This window comes from Natrinema caseinilyticum (assembly GCF_024227435.1).
Classification (GTDB): domain Archaea; phylum Halobacteriota; class Halobacteria; order Halobacteriales; family Natrialbaceae; genus Natrinema; species Natrinema caseinilyticum.
Genome location: NZ_CP100445.1, coordinates 1,188,301 through 1,210,250 on the forward strand (window position 1 = coordinate 1,188,301; position 21,950 = coordinate 1,210,250).

The window sequence follows — 21,950 nt, forward strand, 5'->3', positions numbered from 1 at the left end:
CTTAAATCGGAGCACTTCTCGAAGCTTCGTTGGAGACCGACCGAAATGTGTTCAAAGACGGTCATACCAAACGACGATACCGAGTTTGTAGAACTGCTAGCTATACCGTGGTCAATAATTCAATCGGCCAAATATTCGTAAAGGTTCCATAGTGTCACGTAACCTCCTAGAATTAATATTATTATTGCAATTGTTATTTTCTCTGGGTGTAAAACAGTAGCGATCACACTCCCGGTAGACAAGAGGATAAGAATGGAAAGAAGTGGTTTGTTAATTTACATTAGAATTGTTTAGACGTGATTTCTTCGGCTGGCGCACTACACAATACGTAACGATAAACAAGAATGTTCCTGTCCTATTTATTCAGATTTCCCTTTGTTACTGTTACCGGGCAGGGGGAGGGTGGACTACAACGTGGTGGGTTACTGGGAATGTCGTATATGGACGGTGGATCGGATCTGGTTTCGCTAGCGCTTCGATAATCCGGTATTTGACATCCTCCACACGACTGAAGATCGTGGGCTTTCTCCTCGGTATTCTGTGATTTCACCGCGCCTCACGATATTTCTCACCCGACTCAGTTGTCCTCGGATGCCCGATCCTCTCAGACGTTTCCGCCTTTGCCGACTCGAGGCGTCATTTGAATCAGTTTCGCTGTAAATCCAAGCTAGCCGACGACTAACGGAACCGCGAGCGCGACGATGAGCGCCGCGAGGATCGGAATGAGGTGAAACAGTCGTTCGGCGCGGACCGCGGACGGGACGGCGCCGACCGCCTCGGGGCGGAACGTCCACACCTGTCGGTAGAACGCGGCGACGGTCGCGACGGCGAACAGCGCAGCGGAGGCCGCGATCGCGATCTCGAGCGACAGACCGAGCGCTTGCCCGTACAGCGGCCCGAACGACAGCAGGACCATGAAGGAGAGCCCGACGACGACGACGAACGGGACCGGATCGACCGTCGATCCGTGGCGGTTTCGCAGGTGCATACCTGTCGTTCGCTCCGAGGGAGCAAAGAGGTACGCCGGGCATTCTCAGCCGGCGCTAGCGGTCGAGGAATTCGCAGTCGAGAGGACGCACGCTACTGGCCCTCGAGCGAGCGGAAGATTCGGGGCCCCCACGGCTCGCGTGGACGACCAATAGTTAAGTGTCGGTACCGTCCTCACCCTGTATGAGCGATGAGGATTCGGAGCGGGAGGGATTCGAGGCGGGCGTCTCGTCCTCAAGCGGAGATCCGCGCGTCCTGCTCGTCATGAACGCCGTCCTGTCGACGCTGTTCGCGTGGACTATCGTCTGGGGGTTGTCCTTTCTGGATATCGTCGAGTTCGGTATCGTCAACGTCGCAACGGCTGCGATACTCCTGTTCGCGGTGACGTATCTCGTGACGAACGCGTAACGTCGGGCAGGGTCGCCCTGACTACCTCCCGTAAATGAGCCTGCGACCGATGTCGTCGATCCGATCGGTCACCCGTCCCGCCCAGGCGGCCGGCGAGACGCGACGGAGCGTCTGATCGTCGATTTCGATAGCCCCCTCGTCGAACGGACTTCGGTTCGGGTTCTCCTCGTCGTCGCCGGACGACGCGACGTCGACGACCGTCGACATCGAACACCGGCCGCACGCTTCTGTTTTCTTCCCTCCCATGCGTGTCCCTTGCACGCTAGTTCGTCTCCGTCGGCTAAAATCTACCGACCGGATCGATTCGGGCGACCGCCTCTGTCGCAGCTGTCGGGTGGATCTAGACGGTCGGATCGATCACGACGACGGGAGAGCCAGCACCGCCGCAACCGAGCGACCGGGACTGCGGGCGCAGGCCCCCCACCGACGAATACTTGCTCCCCCGGTCGCAATCGGTGATATGAGAAAACGGGTCAGGGAGCGGGTCGAAATCGAACGGGCGTCGAGTCGTAAGCGGGTCTTCTCACATCCCGCTGGCGTCCGATGAGCGAGAAAGCGACGCCGGAGGAACTGCCGGCGGAAATCCGCGACGCGGTCCCCGACTGGGACGACGAGTACCTGGACCGCGTGTCAGACCGGTTGATGTACAACTACGACCTCGAGAAGGATCACCGAAGCGGCGGCGAGCGGTGGGACCTCTACGGGGAAATGCGCGTTCGCAGCCAGAAACAGTTCTTTCATCCGGCGCTCTCCTACGCCGACCACGAGGCCGAGGAGTATCTCTTCGCCCGGCGCGATCCCCGGCCGACCGTGGCGGACCTCGAGCGCCTCGTCGAACGGGGCCACGAGATGGCCGAGGAGCGCGTCGTCCCCGACGAGGAACACTTCGGGACGGATTTCACGTTCGTCCTCGTGGCCGACGAACTGTCGGCGGCCGTCCGCGAGCACGTTTCCGGGTTCCGGGATCGGACGTTACTGAAGTTCGGCTATCACGGTCACTACGAGATCAATCTCGTCGTCGTGGTCCCCGACGCGGACGACCACGTCGCCAGCGAGGCCGCGGACGCGAAAGAAGCGTTCACTTTGTGGGACGACGTTAGCACGCCCTCGGAAGGATTCCTCTCGCGGTTCGCGAAACGGTTCTGGCGCTAATCCCGTCGCGAGACGGGCCGCGGCGATACCGACCGGTCGCTGCCGACCTGCGGAAAAATGAAAACTCGAATCCGGTCGCTGTCGTCAGTCGTCGCCCGGTTCGGCCGCTGCCGGTCCGGGTTCCCGACGGACCTGACTAATGTTTCTGTACCCGAGTCTGACGAGTGCGAGCGCGAGGCCGATCAACACCAGCCCGAGGACAATCTGCACGACCGCCGAGAACTGTCCCTCGAGCGACGTCGCCCCGCCCTGCAGCAGGTTCAGATAGAGGTTCTCGTAGAAGACCAGGATCAGCAGACCGAGGGTGGTGATCGTGACCATGATCGCCATCGGGACGCCGGTCGAGATGAGCTGTTTGCTGTCGTCCCAGTTGGCGAGCCAGACGGTCGCGGTCAGCAGCGCGAGCGCAGCGAGCAACTGGTTGGCGCCGCCGAAGAGCTGCCAGAGGACGACCCACTGGCCGGAGACGACGAGTATGTACGCGGGGACGACTTGCACGATCGGGTTCGTGTATCGACCGCGCGCGATGGAGCGGATATCCGTGTTCAGGCCGGTATCGGTCCGGCCGGCGGGCGTCCCGACGATCTCTTCCATCATGTAGCGGCCGAGACGGACGGCCGTGTCGGTCGACGTGAGCAGGAAGCTCACGAGGACGAGCGCCATGAACACGGCGCCAACCGTTTCCGGCACCCCGAGACTGGTGAGAATGAGCCCACCGCCGGACGCGAAGTTCGGGAGCGCGGCGCCGATCCCGCCTGCCGGGTCGGCAAAGCCCCACACGGCGAGCGTCGAAAGCGCGACCGCGGCGAGCAGCCCCTCGCCGAGCATCCCGCCGTAACCGATCAGCCGAGCGTCGGTTTCGTTGTTGAGTTGTTTGGCAGTCGTCCCCGAGGAAACCAGCGAGTGGAACCCGCTGATCGTCCCGCAGGCGATCGTGATGAAAAGCAGCGGGAACAGTGGTGCGTACCCGGCCGCCTCGACGCCCCAGAACCCTTCGAACGCGCCGATAGAGCTGTCGATGACGAGCGGTTCGGACGAGGTCCCGAGGATCGTTCCGACGATTATCGCGACGATCGCACCACCGACACCTGCGTACAGCAGGAACGATGATAGGTAGTCACGCGGCTGGAGCAACACCCACACCGGGAGGGCGCTGGCGATCGCGGCGTAGACCATCACGATCGGGATCCAGGCCGCGGTGTTCGCGCCGAGCGCGCCCGCACCGGGCACCCACGTCCCTTCTCCGCCGAAGAGAACGATCACCGAGAGGTCCGCCGTGCGTTCGGCGGTCGGCTGGAACAGTGCGAGCGGGAAATTAACTCCGACCCAGACGGCCGCGAACACGCCCGCGACGAACGCTATCGTCCCGGGGACGAACGGGCCGTTGAACTGGTACAGGTAGGCCCCGAAGGCGAGTGCCAGCAAAATGTAGATGAACGACGCCGTCACCACCTCCGGATACGCGTTGAAGACGATCCCGACGACAAGTGCGAACACCGCGACGACGAGGATGATCGTTATGAACGCGAACCAGAGCAACATTTTCTTGCCGCTCTCGCCAACGTACTCGCCGATCATGTAGCCGATCGACTTCCCCTCGTGACGGAGGCTTCCGGAGAGCGAGACGAAGTCGTGAACGGCACCCATCAGCGGATTCCCGATTGCGATCCACAGCAACGCGGGCACCCATCCCCAGATGGCACCCGCCGTGATCGGTCCGACGATCGGCGCACCACCCGCGATACTCGAGTAGTGATGGCCCAACAGGACCGGTTTTTTCGAGGGGACGTACTCCTGTCCGTCCTCGTATTTGTGTGCCGGTGTTTCCGCGTCCTCGTCGAGTTCGACGAACCGTGTCAGGTATCTCGAGTACCCCACGTATCCAGCGGTAAACGTCACCAGTACTGCCGCGATGATCCAAATAACCTGTGTCATGATAGCCCCACGCGCATCAAGGGATTGCATAAACCTTAATTGTTTTTTATAACTATTTGGAGGAGGGACAGAATATTTAAGTTCTAACCATATGGAATCTATAAAAATAATTCGTCCAACAGGAGGCGAACGCCGTCGAAGCGGGATAGCCATCCGCTGATTCATCGTATATCGGCGGGGTCCTCCCTGCGGACAGTATTCGTCGTTTTGCCGTAGAATTTAATTATCTGAACCGTGGGTGCCGAACTCGCGGACGACCCCCGGTTCGTTCGAACAGGCCCGAACGTATGGACCGACCGCGATACCCGGCCGATTCTGTCGGGATACCCGGTCGGTACGGAAGGCGAGAACCGGGCCCGACGCGTCCGACGCACCCGTTACTCGTCCTCCTCGAGTACGGTTGCGAGCGCGTCCATCGTCCGGTCGACGCGATCGATACGCGCGTTGTGGCCCATGTGGCCGACTCTGAGGACGTCTTCGGCGAGGTCGCCGAGCCCGGTCGCGAGAACGATGTCGTGGTGGTCCGCGAGCCGCTGTTGGACCGCCACTGCCCGTCCGGGTATCTCGAGTGCGGTCACGGTCGGAGACGATTGCGCTCCATCGGGGTACAGCGACAGCCCGAGGTCGGCGGCTCGCTCCCGACAGCGCGTCGCGGCTTCCTCGTGGCGCTCGAAGACGCGCTCGAGGCCCTCCTCGAGCAGCAGGTCGGTCGCCGCGTCGAGTCCGTAGAGGTTCGACGACAGATGCGTGTACGGGAACCACTCGTCGGCGGCGGCGTCGCGCCACGGCTCGAGGTCGGTGTACAGGCTCTCCGTTTCGAAGGACTCGATTTTCTCCCAGGCGCGGTCGCTGATCGAACAGACGGTCAATCCCGGCGGCGCGCTGAAACACTTCTGTGAGGCGCCGAGGGTGACGTCGATTCGGTCAGTGGGTACCGGCGTCCCGCCGAGCGAGGAGACCGCGTCGACGACGGTGATGACGTCGTGGCCGTCGCACAGGTCGAGGACCGGCTCGAGGTCGTTCAGCACGCCGGTCGGCGTTTCGCAGTGGACCATCGTCGCGACGTCGTACGCACCGTCCTCGAGGTGGGACTCGATCGCGGCGAGATCGAGCGGCTCCCGCCACGGCGACTCGCAGACGACCGCGTCGCCGCCGGACATCCGGACGAAATCGGCGAATCCCTCCCCGTAGAGGCCGTTCGAAATACACAGCACTCGATCACCCGACTCGACCAGCGACGCGACCGCGGCCTCGAGACCGAGGATTCCCTCGCCGCCGAGGACGACGACGTCGTCGTCCCCGTAGACCGCCTCGAGTTTCTCGGTCAAGGCGCGGTAGAACGCGAAAAACTCGGGTTCGACGTCGGGGTTCGGCGTGGGCTCGGCCATCCGCTCGCGGACGTCGACCGGCACCTCGGTCGGCCCGGGCGTCATCCGAAGTCTGTCGTCGGTCATACTGGGGATGCCGGTCCGTCCGGCTATAAAACCCGTCGAGACGTGGCAGGGGCCCGTCGTCGCGCCCCCGACCGGCGGGCCGACCCCGGCGGGACGGGAAACGGTATACGTCCGTTCGACGTCGTGTCGACCAGACCATGGCGAACTGCGATTCACGCCGCGGCGTCGGCGACGAGATGACGGGCCATCCGGCGTTCGCCGCGCTGTACGACCGGCTCATGCCCGACCGATTCCTGTTCGGTCCCCACCGGGAGTACCTCGCGGCCGACCTCTCGGGACGCGTCCTCGATCTGGGCGCGGGAACCGGCGTGATGATTCCGTACCTCGCCGACGCCGCGGACGCAGATCTCGAGTATCACGCGGTCGAACCGGACCCGAACATGCGGCGCCGGGCCGCCCAAAAGGCGGCACAAACGGACATGTCGGTCGATCTCCGTGGTGCCCGCGGCGAATCGCTCCCCTACGCCGACGAGAGCTTCGACGTCGTCATCTCGGGGCTCGTGTTCTGTACGATCGACGATCCCGACGCCGCACTCGACGAGGTTGCCCGCGTCCTGCGGCCCGGCGGCGAACTTCGGTTTCTCGAGCACGTCCGGAACGATGGCTGGCGCGCGTGGGCCCAGGACCGCATCAATCCGATCTGGGCGCGTGCGGCCGCCGGCTGCCAGTTGAACCGCGAGACGGTCGAACGGTTCGTCGGGCACGACGGATTCGACGTCCTCGAAATCGAGCGCCTCGAGGTCGGACTGTTCCCGGCGACGCCGATCCTCCGCGGACGACTGCAGCGCCGATCCGATAGGGGCTCGTCGAGCAACGGTAGTCGGTGAAAGTCAGTGCCGCCCCGCTCGCAAAGTCGCAGCCAGGGACCTTCGCTGACCGCCCCGCTGCGAGCGGTACGTGAATCGTTTCAGCGACTACGATAGTCTCGACCCCGTGAGCTCGGTTCCACGCCGGCAGATCGGCAGGAACGACGGAGTATTCGTTAAGAGGCTCTGTGTGGTATGAGATTTCATGGTCACGCAAACCCTCGTCGCGATGGACGATTCTCCGCAAGCCTCGGCCGCGCTTTCGTACGCGCTCGAAGAGTTCCCCGAATCCGCGGTGACGGCGCTGCACGTCATTCGGCTCCCGGAAGGGTACTGGACGTCGTTTACCGATTCGGAGACGGAGTTACCGGGGTACGAGAGCGCACAGGAGCACGCCCGCGAACTGCTGGAAACGGCTGAACGGACGGCCGCGGAGCGCGACCGAGAACTCGAGACGGTCGTCGAAACGGGGAAGCCGGGACGAGAGATCATCGATTACGCGGTCGAAAACGGGTTCGACCAGATCGTTATCGGAAGCCACGGACGAACTGGTGTCGACCGGGTCTTGCTCGGGAGCGTATCCGAACAGGTGGTCCGTCGGGCACCGATGACCGTCGCCGTCGTTCACGAACAGCTCGATCAGTAGTCGTTCGAGAGGGCACGCGTCTCCCGGTCCGGCGGCTCCGGCGACTCCGACGGCTTCGTCCGTGCGGTCGCAGCACCGTCACGGTCGAACGGGTCGGTCCGCGGACCCACCGTGGGTCGGCCCCGGCGTGTGCGACACAAACGTATAGTGCACTGCTGTCGTCGCACCGGCCGGGTCAATGTTCGACGACAGAACCGACGCCGGCGAACGACTCGCAGCGGAACTCGAGGGCCGCGGCCTGGACGCGGACGTCGTCCTCGGCATTCCGCGCGGTGCGCTGCCGGTCGCTCGGCCGGTCGCGGACGCGCTGGACGCGGACCTCGACGTCGTCGTCGCGCGCAAGATGGGTGCGCCCCGGAATCCCGAACTCGCACTGGGAGCGGTGGCCAGCGACGGAAGCGTCTGGTACAACGACGACCTGATCGATCGATTGGGAGTCTCCGAGGAGTACGTAGAGGAGGTTCGCGCCGAAGAAGCCGAGAACGCGCGTCGGAAAGCGGATCGCTATCGTGAGTCGGAGGGACGACCCGAGTTACGGGGAAAACGGGTCGTGGTCGTCGACGACGGCGTGGCCACGGGCGCGACCGCGACGGCCTGCCTCCGGCAGATTCGACAAACCGATGCGGAGTGGGTCGCGCTGGCCGTCCCGGTGGGTTCGCCCCGGTCCGTCGACGACCTCGAGCGAGAGGCGGACGAGGTGATCGCCGTGGAGACGCCCGGGGATTTCCGCGCAGTGGGACAGTACTACCGGAATTTCGGCCAGGTGACCGACGAAGCGGCGATCGAGTATCTCCGGAGCGCCTCGGACCGTGATGCCTGACGGGGCACCCGGAACGGCGCCAGAGGGGACCGCATCGGACGGGGAGGGCCGCTGCCGGCGGTGATTCGTCGGCCACCGACCCGAGCGGCGAGCCCGCGTCGGCGGACGGCCCGGGCCGCAGGAGGGACTCGAACGCGAGTTCGAAGGCGACCGGGCGCGGGTTCCGCGGTGACCGGTTCGGCGGTCGCTCAGGCGGTAGCCGACGAAGAACGCGGGTGAGACGTCATCCTTACTCGATCGGTGTGTGACGGTTGCGCATCTCCGCGCCGCAGTCGGGGCAGGCGTTCGGCGCGGCTGCACGCACGACGGTACCGCAGTTGAAGCACTCGTAGGTCGATTCCGCCTCGGGATCGAGTTCGATATCTTTCATGGTGGATACGACGGACGGCAGTGAGTCGCGACGTTCGTCGCATCTAGGAATAATAGGGATATTAGGATGAACGTGTTCGTCAGATAACTAGCGCACGGAAGAAGTGGGGGTTCACTATTCAACCTGTGGCGCAGAATTTGCCGGTAGTCCGATCTCGTCGAAGACGACGGTGAAGAGCTTCCGCTGAACGCTCCTGACGTGGCGGTAGAACGCAGCGGGCGAAATGCCGAGGGTGTCGGCGATTTCCTCGCCCGACTGTTCGCGCGGGGATTCGAAGTACCCGCCGTAGTACGCGAGCCGAACCACCTCGAGTTGGCGGTCGGTGAGCCGTTCCCGTAAGTCCGATCGGAAATCCCGCGGCGTCGTCCGCTCGACGGTCTCCTTCGATCGGAGTTCGACCTCCGAAAACACCGTCGAGACGACGGACGCGCTCTCTCGCGCATCGACGGATCGAGGAACGTCGACGACGACCCGCGTGCTCTGGGGCGTCGCCTCGACGCTCCGGACGACGACGCCGTGGTCCGCGAGCTGCAAGGCGAACACCGGCCGCGAGAGGTCGACGAGGATCGCGCCCCCGACGCCGTCTCCCGCCTCGCTTTCGCCTCCGTGTTCGGTCCCGCCGTCGCCACCGCGTGCGGCCCCGCCGTCGTCAGCACTCCCGTCGGAGCTGATAACCCGTGCGCCGTCGACGGTGACGAATTTCTCGGCCGCGGCGGCGACGGCGTCGGGCCGCGCTCCGTCGACGGTGACGATCACCGACGCGCCGTCTTCGCGCTGGCGAATGCCCCCGTCGAACGAGAGGACGCAGTCGGTCTGTCGGGCGAGCCGCGTAAGGAAGAACGCGTCGTCGGCTACCTCGAACTCGAGTCGCGTGCTCGCGTCCGACAGCAGTGCGTGCTTTCGCTCGACCGCGACGATCGCGGCGGCGATCGTCTCGCCGAGTTCCGCGAGGACGGCACGGATCATGTCGTCGAACGCCTCCGGCTGGTCCGCATAGACCGTCAGAACGCCGTAGGTGAACTCGTCGTAGGACAGGGGGACGCTCACGACGGATTGATACTCGCGGGCCAGCGCCTGCGACCGCCACGGTTCGTCGCGTAGCCCTTCCGCGACGTTCGGAACGACGGTTTCCTCCCGATCGACCGCCGTCCTGACGGCGGGTTCGCTCGCGTCCGCGAGCGAGCGCGACACGCCGTCGAGGTACTCCCGTCCGTCCGTCGACCCCCCGTGCGTGCGCACCTCGAGGCGGCCGCCGTCGCCGTGGGCGTCGACGGTCCCGATCCAGGCGAACGAGAAGCGATCGGCGGTCGTGAGTCTGTCGCAGACGGCGCGTTCGATCTCCTCGCGCGTCTCCGCCCTGACCAGGGCCTGGTCGAGTTCCCTGATTATCTCGTTGATCCCGTTGAGGCGGGTGAGCTGATGGTTCCGGCGCTCGAGTTCGCGGTCGCGCTCCCGCAGGGTCCGCTCCCGCTCGACCCGATCGAGCGCCGCCTCCGCGGTCGCCGCCAGCAGGTCCGTCAGTTCGCGCGAGACCTCGTCGAACGTTCCCGACGTCGCCGATCCCGCGACGAAGACGCCGTGGTCTCCGAGCGGCACGTACGCCGCGCTCCGCAGATCCGTCCCGGGATTCGAAAGCGACGGGGAGTCGTGGACGTCCGCGAAGAAGCGACTCTGTCCGTCGACGAAGACGCGACCGGGGATGCTGTCGTCCGTCGCCCGATGATCGTGAACCGGCCCGTGCAACCGCTCCATCCCCGTCGATGACGCGACCGGCCGTAACACGTTTTCGTCCGTGTCGAACAGGTACGCGGCGCTGGCTTCCAGATCCAGTACGTCCGTCGCGTCCGCGACGACGACGTCGGCGATCTCGCGGTCGGTCTCGGCGTACAGGAGCTGGCGGGCGGTCCGGTGGAGCGCCGTCAACGCCTCCTCGCGGCGCTTTCGCTTCGTGATATCGCGACAGCTGTAGAGGGTCGTCCCGCCCTGGATCGAAACCTCGCGAACGTTGACCAGCAGGGTGTGTTCGCGGCCCGCTCTGTCGGTCGCCGTACACTCGATGTTCGTCAACACGCCGGCCGACTCGAGGTCGGCGCGGTCGAAGAGGTCCGGGCCGAGCAGTTCGTCGATCGAGCCCATGTCGTGGATCTCGTCGTCGGAGTACCCGAAGATGAAGTGGACGTTGGGACAGACGTAGGTGAATTCACCGTCGTCGTCGGTGATGAGGACGGTATCCGTCATGTTGTTGAGCGTCACCCGGTGGAGCTCTTCGGACTCGCGGAGGTCCCGCTCGAGGCGGGCGCGTTCGGTGACGTCGGTCGCCCGCGCGAGCAGCGAGTCGACCGCGCCCGACTCGTCTCGGACCGGCCGAACGGTCATCTCGAGCGTGCGAACCGGCTCCCGCCGCTCGGACTCGCTCGAGGATTCGGCCCGATCCGGGTCGGTCACGCCGCCCCCATCGGTGTGGACCTGGGTCAGTTCCCGATGGGCGACCGCGCCGGTCGCTGCCCGCTCGATCGTCTCTCGAATTGCTTCGGGGCAATCGGCGGTCCGCTGCCACAGGGGAAGGTCCTGGAACGGCCGGCCGAGAACGTCGCTCGCGCTCGCGTCGGTCGCCGCGAGTGCGGGCTCGTTGGCCCGTCGCACGACGCCGTCCGGCTCGAGTATCCACGAGTACGTCTCCGGGTCCTCGAAGATCGCTTCGAACTGGCGAGCGCGGGTTCGTCGGTGCCGCCGCGTCCGTCCCCTCGAGAGCGCCCGTTCGACCGCCGTCCGACAGTCGTCGATCGTCTCGTCTTCGGTCCCGTCGCGTGGGACGTACGCGGTGACGCCCGCGGCGATCGAGTCGCTGGCCAGCGACTCGTCGCCATCGGTCGGGGCGAGGACGACCGGGAGGTCGGGATCACGCTCGCGGACCGCCTCGAGGAGGTCGAGACCGTTCGATTCCGAATTCGGGAACGATTGCGCGGTCAGGAGACAGTCGACGGGGGGAGACGCGATGGACTCGAGCGCCGCGTCAGCGGTCGAAACCGCGATCACGTCGTACACGTCGTCATCGAGCGCGCTCGAGAGGGCCACTGAATCCCTCTCAGGTGGTTCGGCCACGAGGATTCGAGCGTCGTCGAGCGTCCGTGCGGAAGCCATTCGGTTCCCTTACGAACCGCTCCCGATAGAAAGCATCGTTCCGTTCACGCTTCCCGGTCGCCGACGACGCGAGTCGAACGTACCGGTCGGTCTCGAGCGGGGTCGATCGACGACGCGGTCGGGTCCCACGAGTCGAGAGAGGAGCGCGGCCAATCAGTCGGCGGTGCTCGACGGGCCCCCATCGCGGATTATCGTTCGTCGTCTAAAACCGACGTTTGGGACGTCGACATCGCGATCCAGGCGTTGTCACAACCGATGTCGGCGATGACGAGGTGCGACCGGCCGTCGATTTCGTCGATCGCTGCCACCACATCGCTCGATGCATCAATCGGCCGTCCGACTGGTTTCGCGTTGGGTGCCATGGGTACCCCTTTCTCAACAGCAGGGATGAATGTATCGGAACGGGTTCTATTAGTGTTTGAATATCGGATAAAACCACTGAGTATCAAATACACTCCAAACCAATATCCGTCCTTATTAGAAAGATAGAACCTATCAGAATTTCATTATTCGTCGGCGACGACCGACAGGACGTGTCCGACGGCGCCGTTTTTCAGTTCCACCTGCGGCCCTTCAGGGTCGTCGCCGTAAACCGTGGCGACCTCGCCGACTATCGGCTCCGTATCGCCGGACCGGACGTCCTGATCCCCCTGGACTAGCTCGACGGTGACTCCCTGGCGCAATTCGGCCGACGTCGGTCGTTCGTCGGACATGTCCGCCACTGGGGTCGGTATCTGGAAAAGAACGCTGCCTGCAGTTGCTCGTGCGCCCGTGCTCGTCTTCCAGTTCCAGTGGCCCGTCCGCACCGTTTGACGGGGCGAATTCGACCGTTTCATCCGACCGAGAGGGCGGTCAGGAGTCGTCGAATCCGAGGGCGACCGAGTTGATGCAGTATCGTTTGCCCGTCGGTTCGGGGCCGTCCTCGAAAACGTGACCGAGGTGACCCTCGCAGTTTGCACACAGCACCTCGGTTCGGCGCATGCCGTGGCTCGTGTCGAGTCGAGTCTCGACACGGTCGCCGTCGACGTCGTAGAAACTCGGCCAGCCGCATCCTGACTCGAACTTCGTTTCGGAATCGAACAGTTCGGCACTGCAGCCCGCACAGACGTACGTCCCCGCGTCGGTATGCTCGACGAACTCGCCGCTAAAGGGCGGCTCTGTGCCGGCCTCGCGGAGGATTCGGTACTCCTCGTCGCTTAATTCCTCGCGCCACTCCTCGTCGCTCGCCGGGACGCGATTTGTCTCGTTGCTCATCATCGTCCCTTGGCGCGTCCGCCCCAAGAATCTGTCTGCGCGGGCGAATTGCTCGCGTTCCTCGCGCGGTTCTCTTCGCGCGCTCGCGGACCTCGCCGCCTCGAGTGACCGCAGTCAGCGACTCGTGATTACGTCGGTGCTTTCACACGAGGGACACTGCGTCATTCGGCCCAATTTCGGGACCGTGATCCGTCGCCACTCGTCATCTCCGCCGGGTGCTTCGAACCCGCAGTTTCGACATCGTGACCGTTCGTGGGGTGAGTGGGCACTCGCCATATCCGTCGTTATGTCATAGACATCCATAGTCGTTTGTCCACTGGACGATGAGTGTCGTCGTTTCCAACGGGTCTGCGGCCGACCGCCGTCTGGTAGCCGGCCGCGAGACGCACGTGACAGGGGTGAGCGTGGACAACGCGTTCGGTCGGTGGGCCCAACGGAGGCGAGCAGTCGTCGGTCCGCACCGGTCCGTTCGCGCGGCGTTCGATCGGAGATCTCCTCGTCAACGTACCCGCCGTCTTCGAGTACCTGTCCCGTGGCGGACCGTGATGACAGGAGTCCGCCGATCCAGCACCCGTCTCATCGTCGAAGTGGATCGGTATCCCAGCACGCCTGATCTCCGTGGGAGGTGTCCACGAACGGATACAAAAGGATTTCTGAAACCATTATTCGATTTATACTTTCCCGGAGACACTCGAGCGGCAACAGTTATCCACGACGACGGACCGCGAGTCCGCCGACGAGTGCAGCACCTGCGACGAGGGCCGCCGGTGCGCCGAATCCGGGGACGCCGTCTTCCGATGCCGGTTCCTCGGAACCGGTACTCGTGTTCTCGATCTCCTCACCGTCGTCACCGGTTCCGTCCGCGTCGACACCTTCCACGGTGACCGCGTTGGACGTCGTCCCGTCGACCGCCGCCGTGAGATCGAGCGACCCCGCCGCCTCGATCGGAACTGCCGCCATGCCGGCTGCGTCGGTCGTGGCGACGTCCGTCCCATCGATTCGAACGGACGTTCCGTCGACGGGGTCGCCGTATTCGTCGGTAACGGTAACGCCGACGGTCTCGCCGAGGATGATGCGATCGTTCGTGACCTCGAGAGACAGCGACGGCGTCCGTTCGATCTGGTACGTGCGGCTCGTGTCGGTTTCATTGACCGTCAGTTTCCGCTCGTGTTCGCCGTAGCCCTCGCGTTCGATTCGGACCGAATACTCGGTATTGACGGCCAGGTCGATGCTTCGCTGGCCGTTTTGGTTCGTCGACACGGTCGAGTCACGTTCGCCGTCTTTCAGGATCGTGACGTCGACCTCGAGCGACTGATCGAGGTAGCCGTCGGTCACGGTAAACGTGACCTCCGCGGTTCCCGGATCGATGTCGATCGTCGTCCCGTCGGCCGTTTCGAGATCGACGGTGGTCGATTCCTCGTAGAAACCGGGTTTGCGGACGACGACGTCGTAATACCCCGTCTCGAGTCCGGTAACCGCGAAGACACCGTCGCCGTCGGTCGTCCCCGTTGCCGCTGCGCGGTCGTCGCCGCGTTTCGTGAACGTGACCGACGCACTTTCGACCGAATCGCCGCCCTCAGTGACCGTGATTTCGCCGTCCGCCGGCGGATAGATCGCGACTCGTTCGCCCGTGTGATCGGTCACCGTTCCGATTTCCATCGGGTTGTTCTGGACGTACCGTCCTTTTCGACGGAGATCGAGACGTCAGCGCCGCGTGGAACGTCGATGAGCGTCTGCCCGTTCGAAGCCGTCTCCCTGGTCCGTTCTCCACCGTCCCACGAAGCGGTCACCGACGCGCCACCGACCTCGGTCCCACCGCGACGAGAAGCACGAAGCGATTCATAGCTCCCGGTCGATACCGCATTCACTTAAGTTTCTCCCCGAGAATATCACTATTTCCGTCACGTTCGGTGCAGCCGTCCACAGCGGGACCGAGAGACGCAATTTCGTCACGAGGGTCGACGAGCCGATCGACAAAGATAGAATTACTGATGAAAATCGCTTCGCCTCGGGAGGCGTGCGGACCACGGCGGACGAGCGACCAACCTCGGGGACCGAACGACGGCCGCTCGTTCGAGTCATTCGAGTCCGTTATGGGGGAGAAAGGCCAAGGCACACCCGATGGATATCCGCCACGATCTCGCCGCAGCGGCCCTCGAGACGCTCCCGATCACCGTGGCCATCATCGACAACGACGGCGAGATTCTACTGACCAATCGATCCTGGCGCGAGTTCGGGTCGAGCGACGGGACGGTCGACCACGTCGGCCGCAACTACCTCGCGACGACGGCCGTCGACGACGACGAGTACGCCGAGCGGGCGTTGACCGGCATCGAGTCCGTACTCGCGGGCGGTCAGGAATCGTTCTCGATGGAGTATCCGTGTCACTCGCCCGATGAAAAGCGCTGGTTTTTGATGCGGGTCAATCGATTCAGCCACGACGGCGAGCGACTGGCCTCGCTCGTCCACCTCGAGATCACCGAGCGAAAACTCGCGGAGATCGCGGCCGCGGAGACCGCCCAGGAACTACGCCAGGAGCGCCAGGCGCTCGAACACGTCCTGGAGCGCGTCGACGGACTGGTCCAGGACGTTACCGACGCCGCCGTCGGCGCGGGGACGAGAGCGGAGATCGAACGCGACGTCTGTCAGCGACTCGTCGAGACCGAACCCTACGTTCTCGCTTGGATCGGCCGCGTCGACGTCACGAATCGACGATTGTCGCCTCGGGAGTGGGCCGGCGAGAACGAGAGTCCCCTCGAGGACGGTGAACTCGTCCTGGAGACCGACGACGCCCACCCCGCCGTCCGGGCGCTGTCGACCGGCGACCCGCAGACGATTCAAGACATCACGTCGTTCGACGATGCGGACCAGTGGTGGCCGACGGGAGCCGAGGAGCAGTTCCAGTCCGTCGCCGCACTCCCTGTCGCATACGGTGACGTCGTCTACGGCGTCCTCGTCGTGTTCGCCGGCGAACCCGACGCGTTCGACGAGCGCGAACTCCTCGTCCTCGAGTCGCTTTCCGGAACGGTCGCGACCGCGATGAACGCACTCGAGGCCAGGCGAATGCTGACGAGCGAAACCGTGGTCGCCATCGAGGTCGCGATCGAGGATCCGTCGCTGTTCGTCACGAAGCTGGCGGACGAAATCGACGCCGCGATCAGCTACCGCGGGCAGACGTACGACCGCGACGGCACGCCGATCGTCTTCCTCACCGCCGACCGCGGCGTCTCCACCGACGACCTGTCCGCTGCGGTCGACGACGATCGAACCGTAACGATCCTCTCGGATGCGGACGACAGCACCGTCCTCGAGGTCACCGCCCCGAACGGACTGATAACGGCGCTGAACGAACACGGCGCGGTGCTCAGAGAGTGTTCGGTTTCCGGCGGGATCGCCGACCTCGCGATCGAACTGCCGGACGGACGGTCCGCGCGGTCGGTCTACGATCTGCTCGAGCGACGGTACGACCGCGTGGAACTGGTCAGCTACCACGAACGGGAAGAGCGTGCGCAGGCGCCGCGGGATCTGACAGCGCGACTCGAATCGTCCCTGACGGACCGCCAACTTACGGCCCTCCGGACGGCCTACTACGCCAACTACTTCGAATGGCCTCGCGACGTGTCGGGCGAGGAACTGGCCGAGTCGATGGATATCTCCCGGTCGACGTTTCACCAGCACTTGCGGACCGCTCAGCGAAAACTGCTCGACGAACTCTTCGAGTGAGCCTCCCCGGCCCGACGTCGGGTCCCGCCGTTGGAATCTGTCCGATTCGGTGGAAGTATACATAGTGAGGGATTGGTACTTTATATATACCTGTTGTAGAATTCTTATCCGATCGCCGTCAGGCGGAGTCAACGAGGCAGAGGATGCAACAGGAACACATCAACGCAAGCAAAGCGATACAGAAGCGGACCGGGAAGACGTTCTATCTCGCGACGCGGTTTCTCCCCGAGCGAGTGCGACGCGCCACGCACGTCCTCTACGCGTTCTTCCGGATCGCCGACGAGGTCGTCGACGACGCCGACGGTGTCGACTCCGAGACCCAGCGGGCCCAACTCGAGCACCTTCGGGCCCAGGCGCTAGGCGAGAAACCGGCCGACGATCCCGTTCTCGAGGCGTTCCAGGAACTCCGGGAGCGATACGGGATTACCGACGAGGAGGTCGACACCTTCATCGACGCGATGGCGACCGACATCGAGACGAGCCGATACGAGACGTACGCCGATCTCGAGTCCTACATGCGGGGGTCGGCCGCCTCCGTCGGCGTCATGATGACCGCGATCATGGAACCCGATGCCGAGGAGACCGCGCTTCCCCACGCCGTCAAACTCGGTGAGGCCTTCCAGATGACGAACTTCCTGCGAGACGTTCGGGAGGACGTTCTCGAGCGCGATCGGATCTACGTCCCCCAGGAGACGCTCCGGGAACACGACGTCGATCCCGCACAGATCGAACGGCTCGAGTACTCCGATTCGTTCGCGGCGGCGATGGCCAGCGAACTACAGCGAACGGAAGCCCTCTACCGGGAGGGCGTCGCCGGGATACGGTATCTTCCCGAGGACTGCCAGCTTCCGGTCTTGCTGGCGGCGGTCCTCTACGCCGAACACCACACCGTGATTCGGAACCAGGAGTACGACGTCCTCTCGAGCGAACCGTCGCTGTCGACCGCTCGGAAACTGTGGTGTCTCGCGAAGACGCGCTGGCACTGGCACTGGAACCGCGATCCGGAAGCGGTGTTCCAGCGGGTGTCTGCGGTCCCGACGGCCGAACCCGGCCGGCGCGGTCCGGAACACGGAGACCGCGTTCCGACGCGGTAGTACCGACGGAGACCGCATTCCGACGCGGTAGTACTGACGGAGACCACGTTCCGACGCGGTAGTACCGACGGAGACCGCGTTCCGACGCGGTAGTACTGACGGTGAGACGAAGTCCGACGCGGTCGAGACCCGTCCGCATATCGAGCCCCACGATATCGCGGTCCCGTTTCGACGGCTCGACCGCTCGAGTGGGCGCCACGTCCCCCGAAACGTCTGCCGCGTCGAGGCCCGCGAGCGACGACCGAACGACGGCCAGAACGGCGGCGATTACGCTCGGCGCGTGGATCGCCGTGACGATCGCCGCCGTAACGGTACTGCTCTCGTTCGGCGACGCCATCTCGAGTCCGTTCCTGTAACCCGTTCCCGCGGAGAACTAGCCTCAGCCCCGTCCGCGGTCCGCTGGACGGGGCGTTCGATCGAACGGACCCCCGAAATTCGGCCGCGTTACTCGGAAATGTAATCGGTGGATATCGCGGTCGTTTCGGCGACGATGAACTTCGCCAGCTTCCGTTTCGTGTGTTCGGCGAGCAAATGCTCCTCGAGTTGACGGCCGGGAGCGGGCGATTCCCGACAGACCGGACATTCGAGCGGTTCTTTGATCGCCATACGAACGGTAATAACTACGGCAGCAAAAGCGAACTGCCGGCGTGTTCCGCGTCTCGAGTCGTCCGAACCGGTCGGCGCGAATCATCGTCGGAATCGTCCGGGTCGGAGTGCGAATCCGACCGCCTCGAGATCGTAGCGGTCGGTCCGTGCGAGGCCGAGACAGAACAGCCCCGCGACGATCGCGGCCAGCCAGTTCCCGTACAGGACGTTGATCGATCCCCAGAGCAGGACGAAGCTCACCAGATCGTCCAGCGCGAATTCGCAGGTTCGGACGCGCTCGAGCAGCGCCGCGCGATCGAACGCGAGATCGACGAGGACGATAGCGACGGCGCCGGAGAGGAGCCACCCGCGGTAGTTCGAGGCCGGCACGCCGTAATAGCTGCCGGGCGAGGCGTACGTCCAGAAGCCGATCGCGACGGCCCCCGGATCGAGGACCAGATCGACCGCGAGGACGGCTCCGATCGCCCCGAGAAGTCGGACGAGAGCCCGGTCGGCGTGACGACCGAGGACGAGCAGGGAGAGCAGATAGGCGTTTAGCACCAGCGGGACGAAAAACAGCGGGAGGGCGAGGGGGACCTCGCCGCCCAGCATCGGCCCGAGTTCCACTCCGTACTCGAACGCGCCGTACGGCCAGTTCGTCCGCACGCCCACCAGTTCGATCGCGTAGGTGTACGCCGTCAGGACGACCAGCGGACCGATCGCCCGTCGGTCGATCTGTGGCAGCAGCGCCACGACCAACGGCGTGCGCATCACCAGGGTGCCAAACAGGAGCAACACCGGATTGTACGACAGCACCGGCGGGAGTAGTCCCTCGGCGCTCGCGAGCAGCGACACCGCGCCGACGATCGGAAACACCACCGCGATCGTGACGCGGTTTTCTCGGACGAGTTCCTCGAGTCGGTGCTGGAGCGCGATTCGCGGCGGGTTGGCACCGTCTCCGAACGGGAAACGGGAACTGGACCTCGAGTCCACGGGTTGGTGCTGATTCGAACGGCCGTCCGCGTCCGGGTTCGAATTCGACGTCGACCCGTTCGCTTCCCCGCTATCCATACAGGAGCCTCCAGATCCCGCCCATCGTCAGGAGCGCGCCGACGATGGTGTTGATCGCGGGGAACCACCAGTAGGCGCGATGGACGGCGACGCTCGCGGTGGCGATCGCGACGACGAGCGCCGGATACACGAGCATGAGCGCGCCCAGTCGAACGTCGAGTACGCCGAAGGCGGCCGCGCTGGCGAGCCAGCACGCACCGCAGTAGGCGTAGGTGCGACGCTCGCCGAGCACCGTCGCGGTCGTTCGAATCCCCGCTTCCCGGTCGGGTCGGATGTCCGGGATCGCCGAGAAAGTGTGCATTCCCATGGCCCACAGCCAGCCGCCGGCGATCGCGAGCAGTGGCGGTTGCACCCCGGCGACGGCGGCATAGGCCGCAATCCCCGGTGCGACGTAGAGGCCGTTCGAAATCGAGTCGAGGACGGGCGTCGTCTTGAACCGGACCGGAGGTGCGCTATAGGCCGCACCGAGGACGAGAAACACGACGAGCCAGGGTACCGCCGCCGTGGCGATCAGCGGTGCGAACAGCAGCGGGAGGGCCGCACAGAGCCCGACGACTGCGGGAACGAATCGCTGACCGCGGTAGCGAGCCTCGCGCGCTTCCTTCTTCGGGTTCGTCGCATCGATCTCTCGATCGTAGACGTCGTTGATCCCGTAGAGGAAGACGTTCGCCGGCACGAGGAAGTAGCCGAACAGGGCGACCGTCGACGGCGTGACCAACTCCCCGACCGAATCGGCGGCGTACGCGACACCGACCAGGACGGGTCCGGCCAGATACAGCCAGAACCGCGGCCGCGACAGCGTCACCAGGTACGATAGCCGTTCGCCGACCGTGGGTTCCGTCGCGGCCGTCGAACTCGATCGCTCCGTCATCGATGCTCCCTCGAGTGCCCAGTACGGTCGGTTCGTTCGGTCGGCCCGTTTCGGCCAGTCGTTCCGTTACGTTCGGCCATCACGCTCCACCAGTCTGTCACGATGCGGTCGGTCATCCGTGATCTTCGAGCACCGCCTCGGCCGTCAACCGGGCACTGATGAGGCACATCGGCATTCCGATCCCTGGTGTGGTATCTCCGCCCACGAAATAGAGTCCGTCGACGCCCTTCGAGCGGTGTGGCGGTCGGAAGAGCGAGGTCTGCCGGAGCGTATGTGCCAGGCCCAGCGCGGTGCCGTCGTAGCTGTTGTATCGATTCGCGAAATCCTCGACGCAAAACCGCTCCTCCAGGACGATCCGGTCGCGAATATCGGTTCCCGTGTGCGTAGCGACGTCCGACAGGATCAGGTCCCGGTACCGATCCCGGATTTCGGGCGTGTCCTCGAGGCCGGGTGCGATGGGGACGAGCACGAAGAGTGCGCTGTGGCCCTCTGGCGCGACGGTATCGTCGGTTTCGGAGGGGACACAGACGTAGTAGGCGGGATTTTCGGGCCACTGCGGGGTCTCGAAGATCCGGTCGAAGTGTTGGTCCCACTCGGTCGGGAGAACGAGCGTGTGATGGGCCAGTTCGTCGACGTCGCCCTCGACGCCGAGATAGAGCAAGAACGCGGACGGTGCGTAGGTGCGCTTCTCCCAGTAGTCGGCGTCGTACCCGCGTCGTTCTGGCGGCAACAGTTCCTGTTCGGTGTGTGCGTAATCGGCGTTGCTCACGACCAGGTCCGGCCGGAGGGCGCCGTCCGGCGTTTCGACCTTGAACCCGCCCGCTCGTCCCTTGATCGCCGTCGCCGGCCGGTCGGTGTCGTATTCGACTCCCAGTTCGTCGCCCAGTTCGGCGACCGAGTCGACGACCGTGCCGATGCCGCCGTCGGGATACCAGACGCCGAGGTTGAAATCGACGTGGCTCATCAGATTGTACAACGCCGGGGTGTTCGTGGGCGAACCGCCCAGGAACACCAGCGTGTACTGCATGATCTGCTGGAGTTTCGGATGGTCGAAGTACTCCTCGACGTGGTCCTGCATCGACCCCAGCAGCGAGAGTCCCCGCGCCTGTCGAGCCACGTCGAGATCCAGGTAATCGCGCAGTCGCGGCCGGTCCTCGTACACGAAGTGTTCCATCCCCACCTCGTAGTTCTCTTTCGACGTCTCGAGGTAGCGCTCGAGCGTTTCGCCCGCACCCGGCTCGTACGCCTCGAAGACCGCCTTCGTTCGCTCGAGATCCGGCGTGACGTCGACCTGATCGCCGTCCTTGAAGAAGATCCGATAGTGGGGATCGAGGTGCGTGAGTTCGTAGTAATCACTCGGCGTCCGGTCGAAGTCGGCGAAAAACCGCTCGAAGACGTCGGGCATCAGATACCACGAGGGGCCCATGTCGAACCGGAACCCGTCCCGCTCGAGGCGGCTCGCTCGCCCACCGAGTTGTTCGTTCTTTTCGATGACGCGGACGTCGGCACCCGCATCGGCGAGGTAACAGGCCGTCGAGAGCCCCCCGATTCCGCCTCCGACCACGACGACCGACTCACCGGCCAGCGATTCCATACGTGATGGTGAGTAGGGGACCGGTGTTAAACGTGGGTC

The 21,950-nt window shown here is 64.4% G+C and carries 22 protein-coding genes; 8 read left to right on the forward strand and 14 right to left on the reverse strand.

Annotated features, from left to right (window positions below; translation table 11 throughout):
* Positions 1-667: 667 nt before the first annotated feature.
* Positions 668-988 carry a hypothetical protein gene (locus NJT13_RS05695; RefSeq protein ID WP_254524580.1) on the reverse strand — a complete coding sequence of 107 codons (321 nt, stop codon included), beginning with the start codon at positions 986-988 and terminating at the stop codon, positions 668-670.
* A gap of 182 nt (positions 989-1,170) precedes the next feature.
* Between NJT13_RS05695 and NJT13_RS05700 the strand changes: the two genes are divergently transcribed.
* Positions 1,171-1,395 (forward strand): DUF8107 family protein, encoded by a 225-nt coding sequence (locus NJT13_RS05700; protein ID WP_254524581.1) that lies wholly within the window; start codon positions 1,171-1,173, stop codon positions 1,393-1,395.
* A gap of 21 nt (positions 1,396-1,416) precedes the next feature.
* Here NJT13_RS05700 and NJT13_RS05705 read toward each other — a convergent pair whose 3' ends face one another.
* Positions 1,417-1,641: a DUF8007 family protein gene (locus NJT13_RS05705; RefSeq protein ID WP_254525404.1), complete on the reverse strand. Its 225-nt coding sequence runs from the start codon at positions 1,639-1,641 to the stop codon at positions 1,417-1,419.
* A gap of 297 nt (positions 1,642-1,938) precedes the next feature.
* Between NJT13_RS05705 and NJT13_RS05710 the strand changes: the two genes are divergently transcribed.
* Positions 1,939-2,547, forward strand: coding sequence for a DUF8052 family protein (locus NJT13_RS05710; protein ID WP_254524583.1), 609 nt, complete (start codon positions 1,939-1,941; stop codon positions 2,545-2,547).
* Positions 2,548-2,631: 84 nt separating this feature from the next.
* Here NJT13_RS05710 and NJT13_RS05715 read toward each other — a convergent pair whose 3' ends face one another.
* Together NJT13_RS05715 and NJT13_RS05720 are read right to left on the reverse strand one after the other, a co-directional pair.
* Positions 2,632-4,482, reverse strand: coding sequence for a carbon starvation CstA family protein (locus NJT13_RS05715; protein WP_254524584.1), 1,851 nt, complete (start codon positions 4,480-4,482; stop codon positions 2,632-2,634).
* 377 nt (positions 4,483-4,859) lie between these two features.
* The gene (locus NJT13_RS05720; RefSeq protein ID WP_254524585.1) at positions 4,860-5,936 is read right to left on the reverse strand and encodes a pyridoxal-phosphate-dependent aminotransferase family protein; all 1,077 of its coding nucleotides are present in this window, start codon (positions 5,934-5,936) and stop codon (positions 4,860-4,862) included.
* Between the two features lie 137 nt (positions 5,937-6,073).
* On the opposite strand from NJT13_RS05720, the gene NJT13_RS05725 reads away from it, so the two are divergent.
* From NJT13_RS05725 to NJT13_RS05735, 3 genes are all read left to right on the forward strand, one after another.
* Positions 6,074-6,763 (forward strand): class I SAM-dependent methyltransferase, encoded by a 690-nt coding sequence (locus tag NJT13_RS05725; protein WP_254524587.1) that lies wholly within the window; start codon positions 6,074-6,076, stop codon positions 6,761-6,763.
* Between the two features lie 184 nt (positions 6,764-6,947).
* Positions 6,948-7,388 (forward strand): universal stress protein, encoded by a 441-nt coding sequence (locus NJT13_RS05730; protein WP_254524588.1) that lies wholly within the window; start codon positions 6,948-6,950, stop codon positions 7,386-7,388.
* 178 nt (positions 7,389-7,566) lie between these two features.
* A complete protein-coding gene (locus tag NJT13_RS05735; RefSeq protein WP_254524589.1) occupies positions 7,567-8,208 on the forward strand; it encodes a phosphoribosyltransferase in 642 nt (213 codons plus the stop codon).
* 229 nt (positions 8,209-8,437) lie between these two features.
* Here the strand turns inward: NJT13_RS05735 and NJT13_RS05740 are convergent, their stop codons facing one another.
* The 6 genes from NJT13_RS05740 to NJT13_RS05765 all read right to left on the reverse strand — a co-directional run bounded on the left by NJT13_RS05740 (position 8,438) and on the right by NJT13_RS05765 (position 14,632).
* Positions 8,438-8,578 (reverse strand): rubrerythrin-like domain-containing protein, encoded by a 141-nt coding sequence (locus NJT13_RS05740; protein ID WP_254524590.1) that lies wholly within the window; start codon positions 8,576-8,578, stop codon positions 8,438-8,440.
* A gap of 114 nt (positions 8,579-8,692) precedes the next feature.
* Positions 8,693-11,719: a bacterio-opsin activator domain-containing protein gene (locus tag NJT13_RS05745; RefSeq protein WP_254524591.1), complete on the reverse strand. Its 3,027-nt coding sequence runs from the start codon at positions 11,717-11,719 to the stop codon at positions 8,693-8,695.
* A 188-nt stretch (positions 11,720-11,907) separates the two neighbouring features.
* Positions 11,908-12,081: a DUF7556 family protein gene (locus tag NJT13_RS05750; protein ID WP_254524592.1), complete on the reverse strand. Its 174-nt coding sequence runs from the start codon at positions 12,079-12,081 to the stop codon at positions 11,908-11,910.
* Positions 12,082-12,225: 144 nt separating this feature from the next.
* The gene (locus NJT13_RS05755; protein WP_254524593.1) at positions 12,226-12,432 is read right to left on the reverse strand and encodes a DUF2196 domain-containing protein; all 207 of its coding nucleotides are present in this window, start codon (positions 12,430-12,432) and stop codon (positions 12,226-12,228) included.
* A gap of 139 nt (positions 12,433-12,571) precedes the next feature.
* Positions 12,572-12,973, reverse strand: a complete 402-nt coding sequence (gene msrB / locus NJT13_RS05760) for a peptide-methionine (R)-S-oxide reductase MsrB (protein ID WP_254524595.1) — start codon at positions 12,971-12,973, stop codon at positions 12,572-12,574.
* 705 nt (positions 12,974-13,678) lie between these two features.
* Positions 13,679-14,632, reverse strand: a complete 954-nt coding sequence (locus tag NJT13_RS05765) for a carboxypeptidase-like regulatory domain-containing protein (RefSeq protein ID WP_254524597.1) — start codon at positions 14,630-14,632, stop codon at positions 13,679-13,681.
* 462 nt (positions 14,633-15,094) lie between these two features.
* Here NJT13_RS05765 and NJT13_RS05770 point away from each other — a divergent pair, with 462 nt between their 5' ends.
* From NJT13_RS05770 to NJT13_RS05780, 3 genes are all read left to right on the forward strand, one after another.
* Positions 15,095-16,696: a bacterio-opsin activator domain-containing protein gene (locus NJT13_RS05770; protein WP_254524598.1), complete on the forward strand. Its 1,602-nt coding sequence runs from the start codon at positions 15,095-15,097 to the stop codon at positions 16,694-16,696.
* Positions 16,697-16,839: 143 nt separating this feature from the next.
* Positions 16,840-17,790, forward strand: coding sequence for a phytoene/squalene synthase family protein (locus tag NJT13_RS05775; RefSeq protein ID WP_254524600.1), 951 nt, complete (start codon positions 16,840-16,842; stop codon positions 17,788-17,790).
* 188 nt (positions 17,791-17,978) lie between these two features.
* A complete protein-coding gene (locus tag NJT13_RS05780) occupies positions 17,979-18,146 on the forward strand; it encodes a hypothetical protein (RefSeq protein ID WP_254524602.1) in 168 nt (55 codons plus the stop codon).
* Between the two features lie 88 nt (positions 18,147-18,234).
* On the opposite strand, the gene NJT13_RS05785 is transcribed toward NJT13_RS05780, so the two are convergent.
* From NJT13_RS05785 to NJT13_RS05800, 4 genes are all read right to left on the reverse strand, one after another.
* The gene (locus NJT13_RS05785; protein WP_254524604.1) at positions 18,235-18,396 is read right to left on the reverse strand and encodes a hypothetical protein; all 162 of its coding nucleotides are present in this window, start codon (positions 18,394-18,396) and stop codon (positions 18,235-18,237) included.
* Between the two features lie 81 nt (positions 18,397-18,477).
* Positions 18,478-19,446, reverse strand: coding sequence for a bisanhydrobacterioruberin hydratase (gene cruF, locus NJT13_RS05790; RefSeq protein ID WP_254524606.1), 969 nt, complete (start codon positions 19,444-19,446; stop codon positions 18,478-18,480).
* Positions 19,439-20,317, reverse strand: a complete 879-nt coding sequence (locus NJT13_RS05795) for a prenyltransferase (RefSeq protein WP_254524607.1) — start codon at positions 20,315-20,317, stop codon at positions 19,439-19,441. Before NJT13_RS05795 ends, cruF begins: the two co-directional genes overlap by 8 nt.
* Before the next feature lie 112 nt (positions 20,318-20,429).
* A complete protein-coding gene (locus NJT13_RS05800) occupies positions 20,430-21,911 on the reverse strand; it encodes a phytoene desaturase family protein (RefSeq protein ID WP_254524608.1) in 1,482 nt (493 codons plus the stop codon).
* Positions 21,912-21,950 lie beyond the last annotated feature (39 nt).

Coding starts and splice junctions, on each gene's coding strand:
- NJT13_RS05695 (WP_254524580.1), bottom strand. CDS start 988: ATGCACCTGCGAAACCGCCACGGATCGACGGTCGATCCGGTCCCGTTC.
- NJT13_RS05700 (WP_254524581.1), top strand. CDS start 1,171: ATGAGCGATGAGGATTCGGAGCGGGAGGGATTCGAGGCGGGCGTCTCG.
- NJT13_RS05705 (WP_254525404.1), bottom strand. CDS start 1,641: ATGGGAGGGAAGAAAACAGAAGCGTGCGGCCGGTGTTCGATGTCGACG.
- NJT13_RS05710 (WP_254524583.1), top strand. CDS start 1,939: ATGAGCGAGAAAGCGACGCCGGAGGAACTGCCGGCGGAAATCCGCGAC.
- NJT13_RS05715 (WP_254524584.1), bottom strand. CDS start 4,482: ATGACACAGGTTATTTGGATCATCGCGGCAGTACTGGTGACGTTTACC.
- NJT13_RS05720 (WP_254524585.1), bottom strand. CDS start 5,936: ATGACCGACGACAGACTTCGGATGACGCCCGGGCCGACCGAGGTGCCG.
- NJT13_RS05725 (WP_254524587.1), top strand. CDS start 6,074: ATGGCGAACTGCGATTCACGCCGCGGCGTCGGCGACGAGATGACGGGC.
- NJT13_RS05730 (WP_254524588.1), top strand. CDS start 6,948: ATGGTCACGCAAACCCTCGTCGCGATGGACGATTCTCCGCAAGCCTCG.
- NJT13_RS05735 (WP_254524589.1), top strand. CDS start 7,567: ATGTTCGACGACAGAACCGACGCCGGCGAACGACTCGCAGCGGAACTC.
- NJT13_RS05740 (WP_254524590.1), bottom strand. CDS start 8,578: ATGAAAGATATCGAACTCGATCCCGAGGCGGAATCGACCTACGAGTGC.
- NJT13_RS05745 (WP_254524591.1), bottom strand. CDS start 11,719: ATGGCTTCCGCACGGACGCTCGACGACGCTCGAATCCTCGTGGCCGAA.
- NJT13_RS05750 (WP_254524592.1), bottom strand. CDS start 12,081: ATGGCACCCAACGCGAAACCAGTCGGACGGCCGATTGATGCATCGAGC.
- NJT13_RS05755 (WP_254524593.1), bottom strand. CDS start 12,432: ATGTCCGACGAACGACCGACGTCGGCCGAATTGCGCCAGGGAGTCACC.
- msrB (WP_254524595.1), bottom strand. CDS start 12,973: ATGAGCAACGAGACAAATCGCGTCCCGGCGAGCGACGAGGAGTGGCGC.
- NJT13_RS05765 (WP_254524597.1), bottom strand. CDS start 14,632: ATGGAAATCGGAACGGTGACCGATCACACGGGCGAACGAGTCGCGATC.
- NJT13_RS05770 (WP_254524598.1), top strand. CDS start 15,095: ATGGATATCCGCCACGATCTCGCCGCAGCGGCCCTCGAGACGCTCCCG.
- NJT13_RS05775 (WP_254524600.1), top strand. CDS start 16,840: ATGCAACAGGAACACATCAACGCAAGCAAAGCGATACAGAAGCGGACC.
- NJT13_RS05785 (WP_254524604.1), bottom strand. CDS start 18,396: ATGGCGATCAAAGAACCGCTCGAATGTCCGGTCTGTCGGGAATCGCCC.
- cruF (WP_254524606.1), bottom strand. CDS start 19,446: ATGGATAGCGGGGAAGCGAACGGGTCGACGTCGAATTCGAACCCGGAC.
- NJT13_RS05795 (WP_254524607.1), bottom strand. CDS start 20,317: ATGACGGAGCGATCGAGTTCGACGGCCGCGACGGAACCCACGGTCGGC.
- NJT13_RS05800 (WP_254524608.1), bottom strand. CDS start 21,911: ATGGAATCGCTGGCCGGTGAGTCGGTCGTCGTGGTCGGAGGCGGAATC.